This is a genomic window from Serratia sp. MF1(2023) (assembly GCF_030954545.1).
GTDB classification, from domain to species: Bacteria; Pseudomonadota; Gammaproteobacteria; order Enterobacterales; family Enterobacteriaceae; genus Serratia; species Serratia sarumanii.
Window position 1 is genome coordinate 317,492 of record NZ_JAVHUX010000008.1, and the last position, 17,588, is coordinate 335,079.

Below are 17,588 nucleotides of genomic sequence, written 5' to 3' on the forward strand. Positions count from 1 at the left end.
TGTCGTGTGGATTAAAATAAACATCAGGAGATGTTATGAAGTCGTCCTTATTCAGCCGCTATACCTGCTTTGTACTGAGCATCTTGCTCACCCTGGCTTTCTTGATCATGATGCACAACTATCCGTGGTTCTGGCTGCCGGCCCTGGCCTGCGGTTGCCTGATGGTGTTGGGTATCTACGATCTCACCCAGCAGCGCCACGCCATCTGCCGCAACTACCCGATCATCGGCCGCATGCGCTTCTTTTTCGAGTTCATCCGCCCGGAACTGCGCCAGTATTTCCTCGAGCAGGATAATGAAGAGATCCCGTTTTCGCGCACCCAGCGCACGCTGGTGTATCGCCGGGCGAAAAACGAGATGGGCGACAAACCGTTCGGCACCCTGCTGGACGTCTACCAAACCGGCTATGAGTGCATCGGCCACTCCATGCGGCCGGTGGAAGCCGCCGACCCGACCAGTTTCCGCATCACCATCGGCGGCGCCGACTGCCGCCAGCCCTACTCCGCGTCGATCTTCAACATTTCTGCCATGAGCTTCGGCGCGCTCTCCGCCAACGCCATTCGCGCGCTCAACCTCGGCGCGGCCAAGGGCAATTTCTACCACGACACCGGCGAGGGCAGCATCAGCCGCTATCACCGTGAAAACAACGGCGATCTGGTGTGGGAGCTGGGCAGCGGCTATTTCGGCTGCCGCACCGCCGACGGCCATTTCGATCCACGGCGCTTTGCCGAACAGGCGCACAGCCCGCAGGTGAAAATGATTGAAATCAAGCTCAGCCAGGGCGCCAAACCCGGCCACGGCGGCATTCTGCCGGCGAAAAAGGTGGATGCGGAAATCGCCGCCACCCGCGGCGTGCCGGAAGGGGTCGATTGCATCTCGCCGGCGTCGCACAGCGCCTTCACCACCCCGCTGGAAATGATGCATTTCATCCAACAGCTGCGCGAGCTGTCAGGCGGCAAACCGGTCGGTTTCAAGCTGTGCATCGGCCACCCGTGGGAGTTCGTCGCCATCGTCAAGGCGATGCTGCACACCCGCATCCTGCCGGATTTCATCGTGGTGGACGGCAAGGAAGGCGGTACCGGCGCCGCGCCGCTTGAGCTTTCCAACTATATGGGCATGCCGCTGCGCGAAGGGCTGCTGTTCGTGCATAACACGCTGGTAGGCTGCGGCCTGCGCGACCAGATCAAGATAGGCGCCAGCGGCAAGATCATCAGCGCCTTCGATATCGCCAGCGTGCTGGTGCTCGGCGCCGATTGGGTGAACTCGGCGCGCGGCTTTATGTTCGCCGTCGGCTGCATCCAGTCGCAAAGCTGCCACACCAACCACTGCCCGACCGGCGTAGCAACGCAAGATCCGCTGCGGCAAAAGGCGCTGGTGGTGCCGAACAAGGCGGAACGCGTCTACCACTTCCATCAAAATACGGTGAAAGCGCTGGCGGACATGCTGGCGGCGGCCGGCGTCAGCCGCCCGGAGCAGCTGACCTCGCACCATATGCTGCGCCGCATCACGCCGACCGAGATCAAGGTGTACGCCGATATCTATTACTACCTGGAGCCGGGCGCGCTGCTGCAGCCGGAGATCAAAAGCGAGTTCTACGCCCGCATGTGGCGCATGGCGACGCCCACCAGTTTCGATCAGGCGATCTCGCTGCCGGCGGCATGATGGGATAAGGAATAAAAAGAGAGTTGCCCCCTCGCCTTGGGGAAGAGCATATGGAGAGGGGTTGCTTGCTACGGCGGCCCTCCCCCTCAACGGCGAGAGGGCATGTCGGTTACTGTTTGCGCACCGGCGCATCGCCGGCGACGTAATAGTCGGCGGTGCTGCGCGGCAGCGGCGCGCGCTGGCGAATGCGATCGGCTAACTTCTCGGCGATCATGATGGTGGTGGCGTTCAGGTTGCCGGTGATGATCAGCGGCATGATTGACGCATCCACCACCCGCAATCCTTCCATGCCGTGCACCCGGCCCTGCCCATCGACCACCGCCATCTCATCCTCGCCCATCTTGCACGAGCAGGACGGGTGGAAGGCGGTTTCGGCGTGCTCGCGCACGAAGGCGTCCAGCTGCTCGTCGGTCTGCACCTCCGGCCCCGGGCTTATCTCGCGGCCACGGTATTCGTCCAAAGCCGGCTGCGCCATGATCTCGCGCGTGATGCGAATAGCGTCGCGGAACTCCTGCCAATCCTGTTCGGTCGACATGTAGTTGAACAGAATGCTCGGGTGCTGGCGCGGATCTTTCGACTTCACCTGCACCCGGCCGCGGCTCGGCGAACGCATCGAGCCGACGTGCGCCTGGAAGCCGTGCTCTTTCACCGCGTTGCTGCCGTTGTAGTTAATCGCCACCGGCAGGAAGTGATACTGAATGTTCGGCCAGGCGAATTCTGCGCGGCTGCGGATGAAGCCGCCGGCCTCGAACTGGTTGCTGGCGCCAACGCCGGTACCGTTGAACAACCATTCCGCGCCGATCTTCGGCTGGTTGAACCATTGCAGCGCCGGGTACAGCGACACCGGTTTCTTACAGGCGTACTGCAGGTACATCTCCAGGTGATCCTGCAGGTTTTCCCCGACGCCCGGCAGATCGTGCACCACCTTGATATCCAGGCTGTTCAGCAGTGCCGCCGGGCCGACGCCCGAACGCTGCAGGATCTGCGGCGAGGCGATGGCGCCGGCGCACAGCAGCACTTCGCGCCGCGCTTTGGCGTGGGTCAGCTGATTGCTGTCGCCCTGCAAATAGTTGACGCCCACCGCACGCTTGCCGTCGAACACAATGTGGTCGGTCAGCGCATGGGTGACGATCTTCAGGTTCGGCCGCGAACGCGCCTGATCCAGATAGCCGCGGGCGGTGCTGGCGCGGCGCCCTTTCGGCGTCACGGTGCGATCCATCGGGCCGAAGCCTTCTTGTTGGTAACCGTTCAGATCGTCGGTGCGCGGGTAGCCCGCCTGCACGCCGGCTTCCACCATGGCGTGGAACAATTCGTTGTTACCGGCTTTCGGCGTGGTGACGCTCACCGGGCCCTCGCCGCCGTGATAGTCGTTCGGGCCGATATCGCGGGTTTCCGCCTTGCGGAAATACGGCAGGCAGTCCAGATAGGTCCAGTCTTCCAGACCCGGCGCCTTAGCCCAGTTATCGAAGTCCATCGCGTTGCCGCGAATGTAACACATACCGTTGATCAGGGACGAACCGCCCAGCCCTTTGCCGCGGCCGCATTCCATCCGGCGATTGTTCATGTGCGGCTCAGGATCGGTTTCATACGCCCAGTTATAGCGGCGGCCCTGCAGCGGAAACGCCAGCGCGGCCGGCATCTGGGTACGGAAATCCATCCGGTAATCCGGGCCACCGGCTTCCAGCAGCAAGACGCTGACGTCGGCGTCTTCGGTCAATCGGGTGGCTAACACGTTGCCGGCGGAACCGGCACCGATAATGATGTAGTCAAATTCCATTCATTATCTCCTTACTTTTATAGGCCTGCACGATGCGAAAACGCGAGGCGCGGCTCCGCAACAGGCGGTGTATTTTGGCTCTCTAGAGATTGTCGGCCGCAGCCAACGCGGCTGCGGCTCGAAAGACGACGGGGATAGTTAAAATACCGAGGCGTATTCGCCCAGCTCAACCTGCACCGATTTGATCTGGGTGTAGTGTTCCAGCGTAGTCAGGCCGTTCTCGCGGCCAACGCCGGACTGCTTGTAGCCGCCGACCGGCATTTCCGCCGCCGACTCGCCCCAGGTGTTGATCCAGCAAATGCCGGCTTCCAGCTGGTGGATCACGCGGTGCGCGCGCGCCAGATCGTTGGTCACCACGCCCGCGGCCAGGCCGAAGGTGGTATCGTTGGCGCGGCGCACCACTTCCTCTTCGCTCTGGTAGCTGAGAATGCTCATCACCGGCCCGAAGATCTCCTCGCGCACGATTTCCATGTCGTCGCGGCAGTCGCTGAATACCGTCGGCGCCACGTAAGCGCCCTTGCCGAATTCGCCGTGGGTGACGCGTTCGCCGCCGCACAGCAGACGCGCGCCGCTGTTCTTGCCGCTTTCGATAAAGCGCAGCACCGATTCCATGTGCGCGAAGCTGACCAGCGGCCCGAAGTTGGTCTGCGGATCGGTCGGATCGCCGAGGCGAATGCGCTTCACCCGCTCGAGGATTTTCGCCTCAAACTGCGCCTGCAGCGCCGCCGGCACGAAGACGCGGGTGCCGTTGGTGCACACCTGGCCGGAGCTGTAGAAGTTGGCCATCATGGCGATATCGGCGGCGCGATCCAGATCGGCGTCGTCGAAGATAATCAGCGGCGACTTGCCGCCCAGCTCCATGGTGACTTCTTTCAGCGTCGACCCCGACGCGTTGGCCATCACCTTCTTGCCGGTTTTCACCCCGCCGGTGAAAGAGACTTTGGCGATGCCCGGATGGTCAGTCAGGTACTGCCCAACTTCCGCGCCGCTGCCAGTCACCACGTTGAAGACACCGTCCGGCAGGCCGGCTTCGGTGTAAATTTCCGCCAGCTTCAGCGCCGTCAACGAGGTGACTTCGCTCGGTTTGAAGATCATCGCGTTGCCCGCCGCCAGCGCCGGCGCGGACTTCCACAGCGCGATTTGAATCGGGTAGTTCCAGGCGCCGATGCCGGCCACCACGCCCAGCGGTTCGCGGCGGGTATAGACGAACGAGGTATCACGCAGCGGGATCTGTTCGCCTTCAATGGCCGGGATCAGGCCGGCGTAATACTCCAGCACGTCGGCGCCGGTGACGATGTCCACCGCGGTGGTTTCCGACATCGCTTTGCCGGTATCCAGCGTTTCCAACGCCGCCAGCTCATCGTTGCGCTCGCGCAGAATATCCACCGCGCGGCGCAGGATGCGCGAACGCGCCATCGCCGTCATCGCCGCCCACACCTTCTGCCCGCTGGCCGCGCTGGCCACCGCACGATCGACGTCTTCAGCGCCGGCGGCCTGGACTTCCGCCAGAACTTCGCCGTTCGCCGGGTTAATGGCGTTGAAGGTTTTTCCAGCGGTGCTGTCTACATAGGCGCCATGAATATAGAGCTTCTGCAAGCCAAAACGGGACATAGGATCTCCTTGAGTTATCCTCCGGGCAGCGTCTGCCCCCGGAGTTGGAACGTAATGTATTCGGTCGTGAGCGCCAGCGCCTGCGCCTGATTGAACGCCGAGCCGCGCAGCGCGCTGCGCAGCCACAGTCCGTCGATCAGCGCCGCCAGCCCCTTGGCCGCCAACCGCGCCTGCGGCTGCGGCATGACGCGGCGAAACTCGGCGCACAGGTTGGAATAGAGCCGGCGGCCGTTCACCTGCTGCAGCCGGTTGAGCTGCGGTTGGTGCAGACTGCTGGCCCAAAAGGCCAGCCAGGTCTTCATCGCCGCGCTGTTGATCTGGCTGTCGTCGAAGTTGCCGGCGACGATCGCCTGCAGCCGCGCCGCCGGGCTGTTATCGGTCAGCGCCTGCAAACGCAGCTTCACCGCCTCGCCCAGATGGCTGATCAGATAGCGCATCGTGGCTTCCAGCAGGCCGTTCTTGTCCTTGAAATAATGGCTGATGATGCCGTTGGAAACGCCGGCCCGCCGCGCGATCTGCGCGATGGTGGCGTCATGCATTCCCACTTCGTTTACCGCGGCGAGCGTGGCATCAATCAACTGCTGCCTTCTGATTGGCTGCATTCCTACCTTTGGCATATTTCGACTCTCACAAAACCGACTTCGGCCTTATCTCAGCGGGCAAATTTCACTGCCGTTTCGCCCGTGATTCAGGTCATCATGGGGACTATTAAACTTTTTTTTGATTGAACGTTCAATAAAAATTGCATATATTTTATTGCCGCCTGGTTAAAAATTTGTACTATCTGGTTGTGGAACTGGCTGATTTTTGTGAGGTAATTAACGAATCTGACCAAAATCAGTGGCTGTAAGCGGTTCCCGCCGCGAAGCGCGCCGGCGCTTCGTTGACAGGCGAAAGCGGCGTCACTCAGGCCCTCCTGATGAGGTGGCCGCCGCCTTCATTCGCCCGTTTTCCGGCGGCGCCAACGCGCCCCGAAATGCGGAGCGGCACGATTTTACTCAGTTCAGAGGATGACGATGACAACACGCGAAACCTCCTCCAAACCGCAGCAGGACCGCCTCAACCCTGTGGTTTTCTTCACCTCGGCGGGGCTGATCCTGGCCTTCTCGCTGATGACCATCTTTTTCACCGACTTCTCCGGGCAGTGGATCACCCGCACGCTGAATTGGGTGTCGACCACCTTCGGTTGGTACTACCTGCTGGCGGCGACGCTGTACATCGTGTTCGTAGTGTTTATCGCCGCTTCGCGCTTCGGTTCGATCAAGCTCGGGCCGGAGCAGTCCAAGCCGGAGTTCAGCCTGATGAGCTGGGCGGCGATGCTGTTCGCCGCCGGCATCGGCATCGACCTGATGTTCTTCTCGGTCGCCGAGCCGGTGACCCAGTACATGATGCCGCCGGAAGGCGACGCGCAAACGCTGGAGGCCGCGCGCCAGGCGATGGTCTGGACGCTGTTCCACTACGGCCTGACCGGCTGGTCGATGTATGCGCTGATGGGCATCGCCCTCGGCTACTTCAGCTATCGCTACAATCTGCCGCTGACCATCCGCTCGGCGCTGTACCCGATCTTCGGTAAGCGCATCAATGGCCCGATCGGCCACAGCGTGGACATCGCCGCGGTGCTCGGCACCATCTTCGGCATCGCCACCACGCTGGGCATCGGCGTGGTGCAGCTCAACTACGGCCTCAAGGTGCTGTTCGAGATCCCGGAAAACCTGACGGTGCAGGGCTCGCTGATCCTGCTGTCGGTGATCATGGCCACCATCTCGGTCACCTCGGGCGTCAACAAGGGCATCCGCATCCTGTCCGAGCTGAACGTGCTGCTGGCGCTGGGCCTGATCCTGTTCGTGCTGTTCTTCGGCGACACCGAGTTCCTGCTCAATGCGCTGGTGCTCAACGTCGGCGATTACATCAACCGCTTTATGGGCATGACGCTCAACAGCTTCGCCTTCGATCGGCCGGTGGAGTGGATGAACAACTGGACGCTGTTCTTCTGGGCCTGGTGGGTGGCGTGGTCGCCGTTCGTCGGCCTGTTCCTGGCGCGCATCTCGCGCGGGCGCACCATTCGCCAGTTCGTGGTCGGCACGCTGATCATTCCGTTCGTGTTCACCCTGCTGTGGCTGTCAATCTTCGGCAACAGCGCGCTGTACCAGATCATTCACGGCAACGCCGAGTTTGCGCAGGAAGTGATGCAATTCCCGGAGCGCGGCTTCTACAGCCTGCTGGCGCAATACCCCGGCTTCACCTTCAGCGCCTCGGTGGCCACCATCACCGGCCTGTTGTTCTACGTCACCTCGGCGGACTCCGGCTCGCTGGTGCTGGGCAACTTCACCTCGCGCCTGGCCGACATCAATAATGATGCGCCAAACTGGCTGCGGATTTTCTGGTCGGTGGCCATCGGCCTGCTGACCATCGGCATGCTGATGACCGACGGCGTGCCGGCGCTGCAGAAAACCACGGTGATCATGGGCCTGCCGTTCAGCTTCGTGATCTTCTTCGTGATGGCCGGGCTGTATAAATCGCTGCGGGTGGAAGACTACCGCAAGGCTAGCGCGCTCAGCACCCTGGCGCCGGTGCCGGTCTCCAGCCACGACGTGCTCAACTGGAAACAGCGCCTGTCGCGGGTGATGAACTACCCGGGCACCCAGTACACGCAGAAAATGTTGGATAAAGTCTGCCGCCCGGCAATGCAGGACGTGGCGCGCGAGCTGGAGCTGCGCGGCGCGAAAGTGGAGTTCAGTGAAGTGCCGCCGACCGAAGACGAGCGCCTGAACCACCTGGAGCTGCTGGTGCACCTGGGCGAGGAACAGAACTTCATCTATCAGATCTGGCCGATGCGCTACTCGGTGCCGGGCTTCACCTACCGCGCCCGCTCCGGCAAGTCGCACTACTACCGGCTGGAAACCTTCCTGATGGAAGGCACCCAGGGCAACGACCTGATGGACTACAGCAAGGAACAGGTGATTGGCGATATCCTCGACCAGTACGAGAAGCACCTGAACTTCCTGCACATTCATCGCGAAGCGCCGGGGGGCACCCTGACCTTCCCGGATATGTGACGGTCGATCAATAACCAGAGGGCGTAGCCAGGCTACGCCCTTTTTTATGCCTGCTCGGCCGGCAAATCGGCTTTCAGCAGCACCAGGGAACCGGCCAGCAACACCAGATCCTTGATCAAAAAGCTGGTGGCGCCGGCCATGGCCGGAAAACCGCCGGCGGAAGGCTCCCAGGCACCCGGCGTGGAAAATATCAGCGTCAGCGTGGTCAGGTAGGTCACCGTCGAACCGATCGCCCCCAGCAACCCCAGCCGCCGCGACCAGAATCCCGCCAGCAGCAGCAAACCGAAGCTCCACTCAGCGACGCCCAACGCATAGCTGGCGCCGCGGATGCCGAACGCCTGATGCATCCAGCTCAGCAGCGGGCTGTTGCCGATCAGCGGCACCAGCCCCTGCGCCTCGTAATCAAACCATTTGGCGTAGCCGAAGGCGGCGAAGATCACCACCAGCGCCGCGCGCATAAAGATAACGTCCCCGTTCGAGCGCTGAAAGCGCCGCAGCCATGTCGCCAGCATCATCCTCTCTCCTTATGTTGCCCACGGCCGCCGCGGATCGCCCGCTGGTGGCCGCGGAGTGCGGCGGCTTAGTGCCCCATCGCGTCCTTCTTCATTTCGTCTTTCTTCATGCCGTCTTTGGCCATACCGTCTTTCGCCATGCCATCCTTTTTCATCGCGTCTTTGCCCATCTTGTCTTTCTTCATGCAGTCCTTGCCCATGCACTCTTTCTTCATCCCATCTTTCGCCATGCCGTCGTGCGACATCTGGCTCATGCCGTCCTTTTTCATCGCGTCTTTGCTCATGCCATCAGCGGCGTTGGCGCCGGCTACGCCCAGCATCAGCGCGCTGCACATCATCATTGCGAATAACTTTTTCATGGTATTTCCTTCCGTCATGTCAAAGGCACCGGAGTGCCGGAGAATGGCCGGCGGCCGCCTCAGCTGCCGCCAAACCAGTTGTAGCCCTGGTCTTCCCAGTAACCGCCCGGGAAGCGGTTGGTGACCTCGATCACCTGAATGTGTTTCGGGTTCTTGTAGCCCAGCTTGGTCGGCATGCGCAGCTTCATCGGGTAGCCGTACTTGCGCGGCAAGATCTGGCCGTCATAAGTCAGCGCGATAATCGTCTGCGGATGCAGCGCGGTGGCCATGTCGATGCTGGTGTAGTAGTCGTCGGCGCATTTGAAGCTGACGTAGCGGGCGCTCAGATCCGCGCCAATCGCCTTGAGGAAGGTCGCGAACGGTACGCCGCCCCACTTGCCGATGGCGCTCCAGCCCTCGACACAGATATGGCGCGTCACCTGGCTGACCTGCGCCATCCGGTGCAGCTGCGGCAGGCTCCAGGCGCGTTTGTCCTGCACCAGTCCCGCCACCTCCAGCCGGTAGCCGTCGCCGTTGATGTCCGGCGCGTCCTCCTCGGCGTAGAAAGCGTTGAACGGAAACGGCCGGGTGATCATCGATTCCGGGTAGACCGGCGCCAGGCGATCGCCGTTGAACAGCCAGCCCTGCACCCGATCGTTGAAGCGCGACATGCGGCTCAGCGCCTGTTCGACGTTGGCGTTGTCGCTGAGATCGCAGCCGGTGAGCATGGCGATGCCGCCCAGCGTCAGGCCATTGCGCAGAAAGCGGCGGCGGGATGACGCGCTCAACAGCCGCTGCGCTTCTTTGACGATCGCCTGCCCTTCATCGATCGTCATGATCTGTTTATCCTTTTCCATTATTCACTCCTTAGCGTCCGCGCAGCATGGCCAGCAGCGTGCGCGGCACCAGCGCCACCATCACCAGGTGAATCGCGACGAAGGCCACCAGCGCCGACATGGCAAAAAAGTGGATATAGCGCGCCGCCTCATAGCCGCCGAGCAGCGTGCGCAGCAGCGGAAACTGCACCGATTTCCACAGCACCAGCCCGGACAGCGCGCTCATCACGCCGAGGATCATCACCGACAGATAGGCCACGCGCTGCACCATGTTGTAGTGGCGCAGGTCGGCGTGTTGCAGCCTGCCGCGCAGCGCGGCGCCTATATCGGCGAGAAACTGCCGTGGGCTGAGCGGCCAATATTTGCGTTTGAAACGCCCGCTGGCCAGGTTGATCAGCAGGTAGCACAGCCCGTTGACGCCGAACAGCCACATGCCGGCGAAGTGCCACTGCAGCGCGCCGCCCAGCCAGCCGCCGAGCGTCAGCTCATTGAGAAAGCTGAAGTTGAACAGCGGCGAGGCGTTGTAGATGCGCCAGCCGCTGGTCACCATGATCAGCATCGCCAGCGCATTCAGCCAGTGCGTCAACCGCAGCCACAGCGGATGCACCGTCTGTCGTTGTTCCGGGGTGAGAGTGAGGTTCATGCGAACTCCTGGCGACCAATGAGGCGATGAGCCGAGTATTCCCCGGATTTGTTCCCCAAGACCTCACGCAAAGTTAAATAAAATGTGATAACTCCGCCGGTGGGGGTTGTGTAGACTTCAGAGAGAAACGGGCAATCAGCGGTAATGAGAATGGACAAGCCAAAACGAATTTTGATCGTCGAGGACGACGGCGACATCGCCGAACTGCTGCAGCTGCATCTGCGCGACGAGGGTTACGCCATCAGCCACGCCGCCGACGGCAACCGGGGCATGGCGATGCTGGAACAGGGCGGCTGGGACACCCTCATCCTCGATCTGATGCTGCCGGGCGTGGACGGATTGGAAATTTGCCGCCGGGCGCGCACCATGACGCGCTACACGCCGATCATCATCATCAGCGCGCGCTCCAGCGAGGTACACCGCGTGCTGGGGCTGGAACTGGGCGCCGACGACTATCTGGCCAAGCCCTTCTCCATGCTGGAGCTGGTGGCGCGGGTCAAGGCGCTGTTCCGCCGCCAGGAAGCGATGAGCCGCAACCTGCGCATGGACGCCGGCGTGCTCAGTTTCAACGATCTGACCATCGATCCCATCGCCCGCGAAGTGCACCTGCACCAGCAGCCGGTCGAGCTGACGCCGCGCGAATTCGACCTGCTGTACTTTTTCGCCCGCCACCCGGGCCAGGTGTTCTCGCGCCTGAGCCTGTTGAATCAGGTTTGGGGCTATCAGCACGAGGGGTATGAGCACACCGTCAACACCCATATCAACCGGCTGCGCATCAAGATCGAGCGCAACCCGGCGGAACCCGAGCGCATCCTCACGGTGTGGGGCATGGGCTATAAATTCGCGGCCGCGCCGCAAGAGTGAGCCATGAAAAACCTTACGTTAGCGCAACGCCTCACGCTGATCTTCGCGCTGCTGATCGTCATCGGCTGCGCCTTTTCCGGCTGGATGCAGGTGCGCAGCAGCACCCAGTACAGCCAGGCGGTGATCCAGCGCCTGTCCGGCAACCTGGCGCAGCATATTGCCGACAGCAACCCGCTGCTGGGGGTGAACGGGCCGGATCCGCAGGCGGTGCATACCCTGTTCGATCAGCTGATGGCGGTGAATCCCAGCGTTGAGGTTTACCTGCTTGACAAACAGGGCACGATTATCGGCAACGCCGCGCCGGCCGGGCATCTGAAGCGGCAGCGGGTCGCGCTGCCACCGCTGCAGGCGCTGCTCGGTGGCGCGCCGATGCCGGTGTATGGCGACGATCCGCGCAGCGCGGACGGGCGCAAGGTGTTCAGCGTCGCGCAGCTAAAGGTCGATGGCCGGATCGAAGGCTATCTGTACGTGGTGCTGCTCGGCGAAGAGTACACGGCGCTGGCCAGCAACGCCCAGTTTAACTCGGCGGTCAGGATGGCGCTGTGGACCTCCGGGCTGATGGTGCTGTTCAGCCTGCTGGCCGGCGGTTTGGCGTTTTATTGGGTGACGCGCCCTATCCGTCGCCTGACCCGGCAGGTCAGCGCGCTGGACAGCGGCGGCATCGAGGCGGTGCAGGCCTACGCATCGCTGCCGGCGGTACGGGCCGGGCGCGACGAAGTCAGCCAGCTGCAGCAGGCCTTCCACCACATGGCGCAGCGCCTTGCCGAACAGTGGCAAACGCTGGCGCAGCAGGATCGGCTGCGGCGCGAGTTCATCGCCAACGTCTCGCACGATCTGCGCACCCCGCTCACCTCGCTGCACGGCTATCTGGAGACGCTGTCGGTCAAAGCCGCCACCCTGAGCGAAGCCGATCGGCAGCGCTACCTGGAGATCGCGCTGGCGCAGAGCCGCAAGGTGGGCAAGCTGGCGCAGGAGCTGTTCGAGCTGGCGCGGCTGGAGTACGGCGTGGTGAAACCGCAGAAAGAGCCCTTCTCCCTCAGCGAGCTGTTGCAGGACGTGTTCCAAAAGTTCGAACTGGCGGCGGAGGCGCGCAACCAGCGGCTGCACGCCGACATTCCCCCCGGCATTCCGCCGGTGTTCGCCGATCTCAGCATGATTGAGCGGGTGCTGACCAACCTGCTGGACAACGCCATTCGCCATACGCCGCCCGGCGGCGACATCGGCGTGCGGCTGTGGCGGCAGGACGATCGGGTGATGGTGCAGGTCAGCGACAGCGGCCCCGGTATTCCGCAGACGCTGCGCGCCGATCTGTTCGTGCGCCCGTCTGTCCTGAGCAGCGCCCGGCGCCCTTCCGGCGGGCTGGGGTTGATGATCGTGCGGCGCATTTTGCAGCTGCACGACAGCGATATTCAGCTGATCGAACAAGCGCAAAGCGGCGCCTGCTTCCGCTTCGCCATTCCGCCGCGTTAATCGAGGCAGCTGCGATCGACGCTAATAAACTTGTCGTTATAGATAATGAATTTCTGCCCCTTCAGCCGAATACCGGCATGGGTCAGCGTATCGCCGGGGCGCAGGTATTCGGTGACGCCCTCTTCATCCGTGCTGTTGCAGCCCGGCTTGAGCAGGAACTTGAAGTAGGTGTTGCCGGTGTTGGTGAGCGTACCGCGCTGGGTATCGAGCCGATAGGCAAAGTTTACCTGACGCGGGCGCACCACCAGAATGGTGTCCATCACCACGATCGGCTCCAGGTTGACGCCGGCGCCCCGACGCGGCCCCGGCTCGAACAATCGGGTCGGCACTTCGCGAAATGACACCCGGTAATAACGCTCGCGATTATCCTGCGGCCCGCGGTAGAAAAACTTGTAGTACTCCGCCTGCCCGGCCTGCAGCGTCAGCTGGCGCGGTGCGAACAGCAGCTCGCCGTCCGCCGGCCGGCTGCGTACCTCGCGCTCTCCCGGTCGATCGATGGCGCGAATGCTCACCTGATACAGACGCGCGCTGCGGTTGTTATTCAACACCCGCTTGGCGGTGAATGAGCGATCCTGATCCATGGCAAACGTCAGGGTACCGACATTGATCGCGGTGGCAGTAAAGGGGAAGGAGAAACACAGCAACCCTATTAGCATAAGTTTCACGCTCTGCCCTCAATTGATGTTGCGCCAGGTGGCTTCGACATGAATTTCACCGGCGGCGCTGACGTCGCCGTACCAACCGTTGCCGTCGACGGTTCTCAGCGAGATCGGATTATTCATCGGAATACTAAAGGTCACGCGAGTCTTGTTCAGCACCCCCACTTCGCCGGAAATATCATTCCACGGGGTGCTGCTCCAGAGCGCATTGGTCATGTCGTGCCACTGGCCATCGCAGCCGGCGGCGAAGCTCTGCTGGCCGTTGGTGCTGGTGGTGATGCCGAGGGTGGCGGGAAACGGCACCTGGGTACTGTTATCCGCGGAAGAAAAGAGGCAATAGTTCACCCCGTTGATCGCCCGAGTCGGCCCGGTCGCCATCACCCTCACCTGATCGGCGGCGGTTTTGCCGCTGGTAGTCACCAGGTAGCCGAACTCCAGCGCCGGCTCCGCCGGGCCGACATAACCTTCACGATGAGGGCTGTTGTCGTAATCATCGGAAATAATGCTGATGCTGAAATCGCGCGGCTTGATAATCAGCTGGTTTGAGGTGGAAAACTCATACCATCCCGACTCCGGCGAGGTGGTGTTCTGAAAACGGAAATTGATCAGATCGCGAGTGCCGCTGTCAGAAATCCCCAGCGCAACCATCTGTTTGAAGAAATTACTGGAGAAGAACACATAGACGGCATTGCTGCTCTTCAGTTCGTTAAAGGTATAGTAGCTGCCGGTGCCCGACGTGTTTTTCCAGGTGTTGCCGTTCAGACTGAACTGCAGGTCGGCGGCGTTCACCGCGGATGACAGCGCCGCATGGTTAATCGCCGGGAAAACATGAATCGAGGTATTGCTGACGCTGCCGTCGGTCTGCAAATCATAGCTGACCATCTTGCACATGATGCCCGAGCGGGCGCCGATAGTCTGGTTCTTGCAATCGGCATTGCCCTCGCCGATGATCGGCACCCCATCGCTGTTGACGAACACCTCCGATACGGCGTTGGTATTGATAAAGCGCAGGTGGGCGGCCTTGCTGTGCGTGACGGTGCGCTTGTACCAGCTGCCGCTGGCCTGATCCTGGCAACGGCCGCCGGCCGCGGCGTCGTAAGCCACCGACGTTTGGCAACCGTTGATCTGCATGCTGAAAGCGTCACCCGCAGCCATCTGCTTCAGATACTGATAGAAGCTCGGCGACATCATGCCGTGCATCCATTTTGCGCCGCCTGGCGTGACCACGGCGCCATAAAATCCCTTTTCGTCGGTGGTCTGCGGCAGAATCAAGCTGGTATCCATATTGCAACCGGCATACCAGTTGATGCAACGCAAGCCGAGGAACGGATTCTTTATCGGCGCATTTTCCAGCCACATGTCATAGCGCCAGTTGGCATTCAGCCCCGTGTTGTAACCATTGTCCACGTACCCCAGGCTCTGCTGATAGATAGTGCCGGAACCGCCGTATTTCAGCCCGGTCCACTTGTTGGCGCCGGTCATGCGCGGATCCAGCCCGCCGGCCGGCGTAACGAAAAAGTTGTCGTCGGCGTTGTTCTCCACGAAGACAAATTTCATTACCGCCGCATCCGGCCAGTTGGTCTGGCTGACCGCCGCCTGCAGCGCGGGTGCGACCAGCGCCAACAACAACAGCGCAACGTTAGCTCTCATGGTCAGACTCCCCGGATGACAGATTGCCCGCATAGGTTTTCAGCCCGGTGCAGATCACGTCGCCGACCCACACCGCGCCTTGCGCCTTGCTGAGATCCAAATCCACTTCGCACGTCTGATTGCCGCTGTGGGTAAAATCGATAACCGGGAATTTCTTGTCGACGTCCATGATAAATTCGCCTTTCTCATCGGTGCGGGTGCGGCCGATATGGTTCTTGATATAGGCGTTGGCCAGCAGCGTGCCGTCCTCCGCCTTGATGCGGCCGAACACCGTCACCATCTGTTTTATCTCCGGCGAGATCACCGCCACGTTGCCCGGATACAGGGTGAGCCTGCTCTTACGCCTGGTGACGATGTCGAAGCTCTCCGCCGAGTTTTTGTTGTTCATCAGCTCAACATCGTACTGACCGTAAGGCGACAACGGCAGGTAATTCTTATTGCCGCTCAGCTTCACCATCCGGCCGTCAACCCGTGCGGTCAGCAGGCCGTCGTTTTCAATGCCGGTATTGAAGATAATCCCGGCGTTGCCTTCGTTGCGGCCGCTGATGGCAATATCACGCCCTTGCCAGCCCATGCTGCCGCTCGCGGTCAGGCTGCTGTTAACATAGCCGTCGGCGGAGCTGCTGACGTTGAGCGTGCCGGCAGAATACTTGGTGTCGAAGCGCGCATAGCCACCGCCGTTGAAGCGGTTGTCGCCGCGGGTATCACCGGAAATCGCCCGCGACAGGTTGGCGCCCAGGGTGCGGATCGGCCCGTCCTTGATGTCCTTGCGCGCCGCTAGGTTGGCGGTGGTGTAGCCGTTCTGGTTGGAAACGCCGGCGCTGAGCCAGTTGCCCATCGGCAGCGAAAAATCGAGCGCGATGTACTTGCCGGTATTGACGTTGCTGCTGCCGTTGTTGTAGCGTTGCACGCCCGCCCGCACGCCCAGCGTGCCGAAGCGGCCGGTAAAGATGTTCTGGTAATAATCGGCGTTGTAATAGTGACTGTCGTTCTTCTTATCGTCGTTGTAGCTGGCGCTCAGAGTGCCCAGCGGAGACCACAGCGCCCCCAGATTAAGGCTGCCGCCAACGGCGCGGTTATAGGCGTCATTTTGCAACAGACGATCGCCAATCTGCGTTTTCTCCTGATTGATCCATACGCTGCTGAAGCCGCCGGGCAACGCGGCGCTGACGCTATTGACCAGGCTCCAGGAGCGATCGGAGGCCGCCATGTTTTGCAGGTTGATCTGAATCGACTCGGTCACCGGCAGGCTGACGCGGCTCTCGCCGACGGCGTTGCCGTCAAACGAATACCCCGACAGCGCCCAATTCAGCGTGTGCAGATTGCCGGTAGCCGAAGCGCCAAGCAAATAAGAGTCCTTTGCCGGGCGGTGGCGCTCTCGCTCGCCGCGCCAGTCGTCCATGCGCAGCATCCCGCCCCAAAATTGCCAGGCCAGCGGCGCATTGGCGCCGCGATTGGGGCTGAACAGTTTATTCACTCGCTGCATGCGTTTATCCACCACTTTGCCGTTGACCACGATCTCCACCTCGACGTCATAAATGCCGTAGGGCAGGCTGCCGGTGTCCACTTCATGGTTGCCCATCGTGAAGTTTTGCACGCTGAGCAGCCGCCCATCGCGCGACAAATGGACCTCGCCGGCCGAGGGGAAAAAAACCACGATCGGCGTCAGCGATTGGGAATTATCGAATACCGTCGAGTTGGCGCGGTTGCCGTAGGACAGACCATAAATCTTGCTCGAGTTGATGGTGGTAACCGGCCCCAGCGACTGCAGATTCCAGCTGTCCAGCATGCCGGCGGCGAAACGGCGGCCGGCGAAATCACGCTCGTACATTGCTTTGTACAGCGTGGCGTTTTCATCGCCGCTGCCGATACCGTAGATGGAACCGTTCAACTCCACGTGGTGTTCACGCAACGCCGTGACGCTGTTGAGCGATAAATAACTGGAGGTATTGCCTTCGCTGGCGCGGGCCCGGTTATCGTAGACCCCGAGGTTATAATCCAGCGTGCTGCTTACGGCATCCACGCTGGACGCGCCGATGTCGCTGGAGCGGGCGCGCAGCACCGTTCCGAGCGCGGATTCCTTCACCACCAGCTGCAGGTTGAGCTGCCGGAAATCCAGCGCCAGCCAGGCGTCGTCCGCGATCCGGATATGCTGCTGCCGATCGAATGGCGCATCCTGCAAAGCCTGCAGCTGGCCGGCTATCGCCGCCGTCAGCCGGGCGCCATCGTCGTTATCCTCCAGCGTCACCCGACGAATCGTTAGCCTGTCCTGATCCAGGTAGAGAAAGGCATGGCCGATGCGGCTGTCGTCTTTGACGCCATCGCTCTTTTCATAATGCAACAACAGCGGAATACTCATCCCCTCGCGCAACGCCAGGCTGAAGGTTTGCGGGATCAGCACGCCGTTAATCTGCGTCAAACCGGCCGCCATCGCCATACGGCCAGGCAACAGCGTCGGCAGCGCCAGCGCACCGGCAGCCAAAAGCGTTTTCAACAGCACAGCGTTCACAT

Annotated in this window: 14 protein-coding genes; 4 read left to right on the forward strand and 10 right to left on the reverse strand. The window is 61.6% G+C overall.

Translation table 11 applies throughout. From position 1 onward, the window contains the following. The first annotated feature begins 35 nt into the window (after positions 1–35). Positions 36–1,661 (forward strand): FMN-binding glutamate synthase family protein, encoded by a 1,626-nt coding sequence (locus REA38_RS04340; RefSeq protein ID WP_060426553.1) that lies wholly within the window; start codon positions 36–38, stop codon positions 1,659–1,661. A gap of 109 nt (positions 1,662–1,770) precedes the next feature. Here REA38_RS04340 and betA read toward each other — a convergent pair whose 3' ends face one another. The 3 genes from betA to betI form a co-directional block, all read right to left on the reverse strand. Then, a complete protein-coding gene (gene betA / locus REA38_RS04345; RefSeq protein ID WP_033646828.1) occupies positions 1,771–3,438 on the reverse strand; it encodes a choline dehydrogenase in 1,668 nt (555 codons plus the stop codon). 138 nt (positions 3,439–3,576) lie between these two features. Continuing rightward, a complete protein-coding gene (gene betB, locus REA38_RS04350) occupies positions 3,577–5,049 on the reverse strand; it encodes a betaine-aldehyde dehydrogenase (protein ID WP_033646830.1) in 1,473 nt (490 codons plus the stop codon). A 14-nt stretch (positions 5,050–5,063) separates the two neighbouring features. Further along, a complete protein-coding gene (gene betI / locus REA38_RS04355) occupies positions 5,064–5,666 on the reverse strand; it encodes a transcriptional regulator BetI (RefSeq protein ID WP_033633738.1) in 603 nt (200 codons plus the stop codon). 399 nt (positions 5,667–6,065) lie between these two features. On the opposite strand from betI, the gene REA38_RS04360 reads away from it, so the two are divergent. After that, positions 6,066–8,105 (forward strand): choline transporter, encoded by a 2,040-nt coding sequence (locus REA38_RS04360; protein ID WP_033653535.1) that lies wholly within the window; start codon positions 6,066–6,068, stop codon positions 8,103–8,105. A gap of 44 nt (positions 8,106–8,149) precedes the next feature. On the opposite strand, the gene REA38_RS04365 is transcribed toward REA38_RS04360, so the two are convergent. From REA38_RS04365 to REA38_RS04380, 4 genes are all read right to left on the reverse strand, one after another. Next, positions 8,150–8,620 carry a YkgB family protein gene (locus REA38_RS04365; protein ID WP_033637683.1) on the reverse strand — a complete coding sequence of 157 codons (471 nt, stop codon included), beginning with the start codon at positions 8,618–8,620 and terminating at the stop codon, positions 8,150–8,152. Positions 8,621–8,685: 65 nt separating this feature from the next. Further along, a complete protein-coding gene (locus REA38_RS04370) occupies positions 8,686–8,976 on the reverse strand; it encodes a pentapeptide MXKDX repeat protein (RefSeq protein WP_033637682.1) in 291 nt (96 codons plus the stop codon). A gap of 59 nt (positions 8,977–9,035) precedes the next feature. Next, positions 9,036–9,812, reverse strand: coding sequence for a molybdopterin-dependent oxidoreductase (locus REA38_RS04375; protein WP_308885125.1), 777 nt, complete (start codon positions 9,810–9,812; stop codon positions 9,036–9,038). A gap of 10 nt (positions 9,813–9,822) precedes the next feature. Further along, positions 9,823–10,434, reverse strand: a complete 612-nt coding sequence (locus REA38_RS04380; protein WP_041034142.1) for a cytochrome b/b6 domain-containing protein — start codon at positions 10,432–10,434, stop codon at positions 9,823–9,825. 150 nt (positions 10,435–10,584) lie between these two features. Between REA38_RS04380 and REA38_RS04385 the strand changes: the two genes are divergently transcribed. Next, on the forward strand, positions 10,585–11,298 hold the full coding sequence (locus REA38_RS04385) for a response regulator transcription factor (protein WP_033653386.1): 714 nt from the start codon (positions 10,585–10,587) through the stop codon (positions 11,296–11,298). A gap of 3 nt (positions 11,299–11,301) precedes the next feature. Continuing rightward, positions 11,302–12,768: an ATP-binding protein gene (locus REA38_RS04390; protein WP_308885127.1), complete on the forward strand. Its 1,467-nt coding sequence runs from the start codon at positions 11,302–11,304 to the stop codon at positions 12,766–12,768. On the opposite strand, the gene REA38_RS04395 is transcribed toward REA38_RS04390, so the two are convergent. The 3 genes from REA38_RS04395 to REA38_RS04405 are packed head-to-tail and all read right to left on the reverse strand — an operon-like array spanning position 12,765 to position 17,586. Further along, positions 12,765–13,424: a fimbria/pilus periplasmic chaperone gene (locus tag REA38_RS04395; RefSeq protein ID WP_308885275.1), complete on the reverse strand. Its 660-nt coding sequence runs from the start codon at positions 13,422–13,424 to the stop codon at positions 12,765–12,767. The genes REA38_RS04390 and REA38_RS04395 overlap by 4 nt on opposite strands. Positions 13,425–13,442: 18 nt before the next feature. After that, positions 13,443–15,077, reverse strand: a complete 1,635-nt coding sequence (locus tag REA38_RS04400) for a hypothetical protein (protein ID WP_041034136.1) — start codon at positions 15,075–15,077, stop codon at positions 13,443–13,445. Further along, positions 15,067–17,586, reverse strand: a complete 2,520-nt coding sequence (locus tag REA38_RS04405; protein WP_308885128.1) for a CS1-pili formation C-terminal domain-containing protein — start codon at positions 17,584–17,586, stop codon at positions 15,067–15,069. Before REA38_RS04405 ends, REA38_RS04400 begins: the two co-directional genes overlap by 11 nt. Positions 17,587–17,588 lie beyond the last annotated feature (2 nt).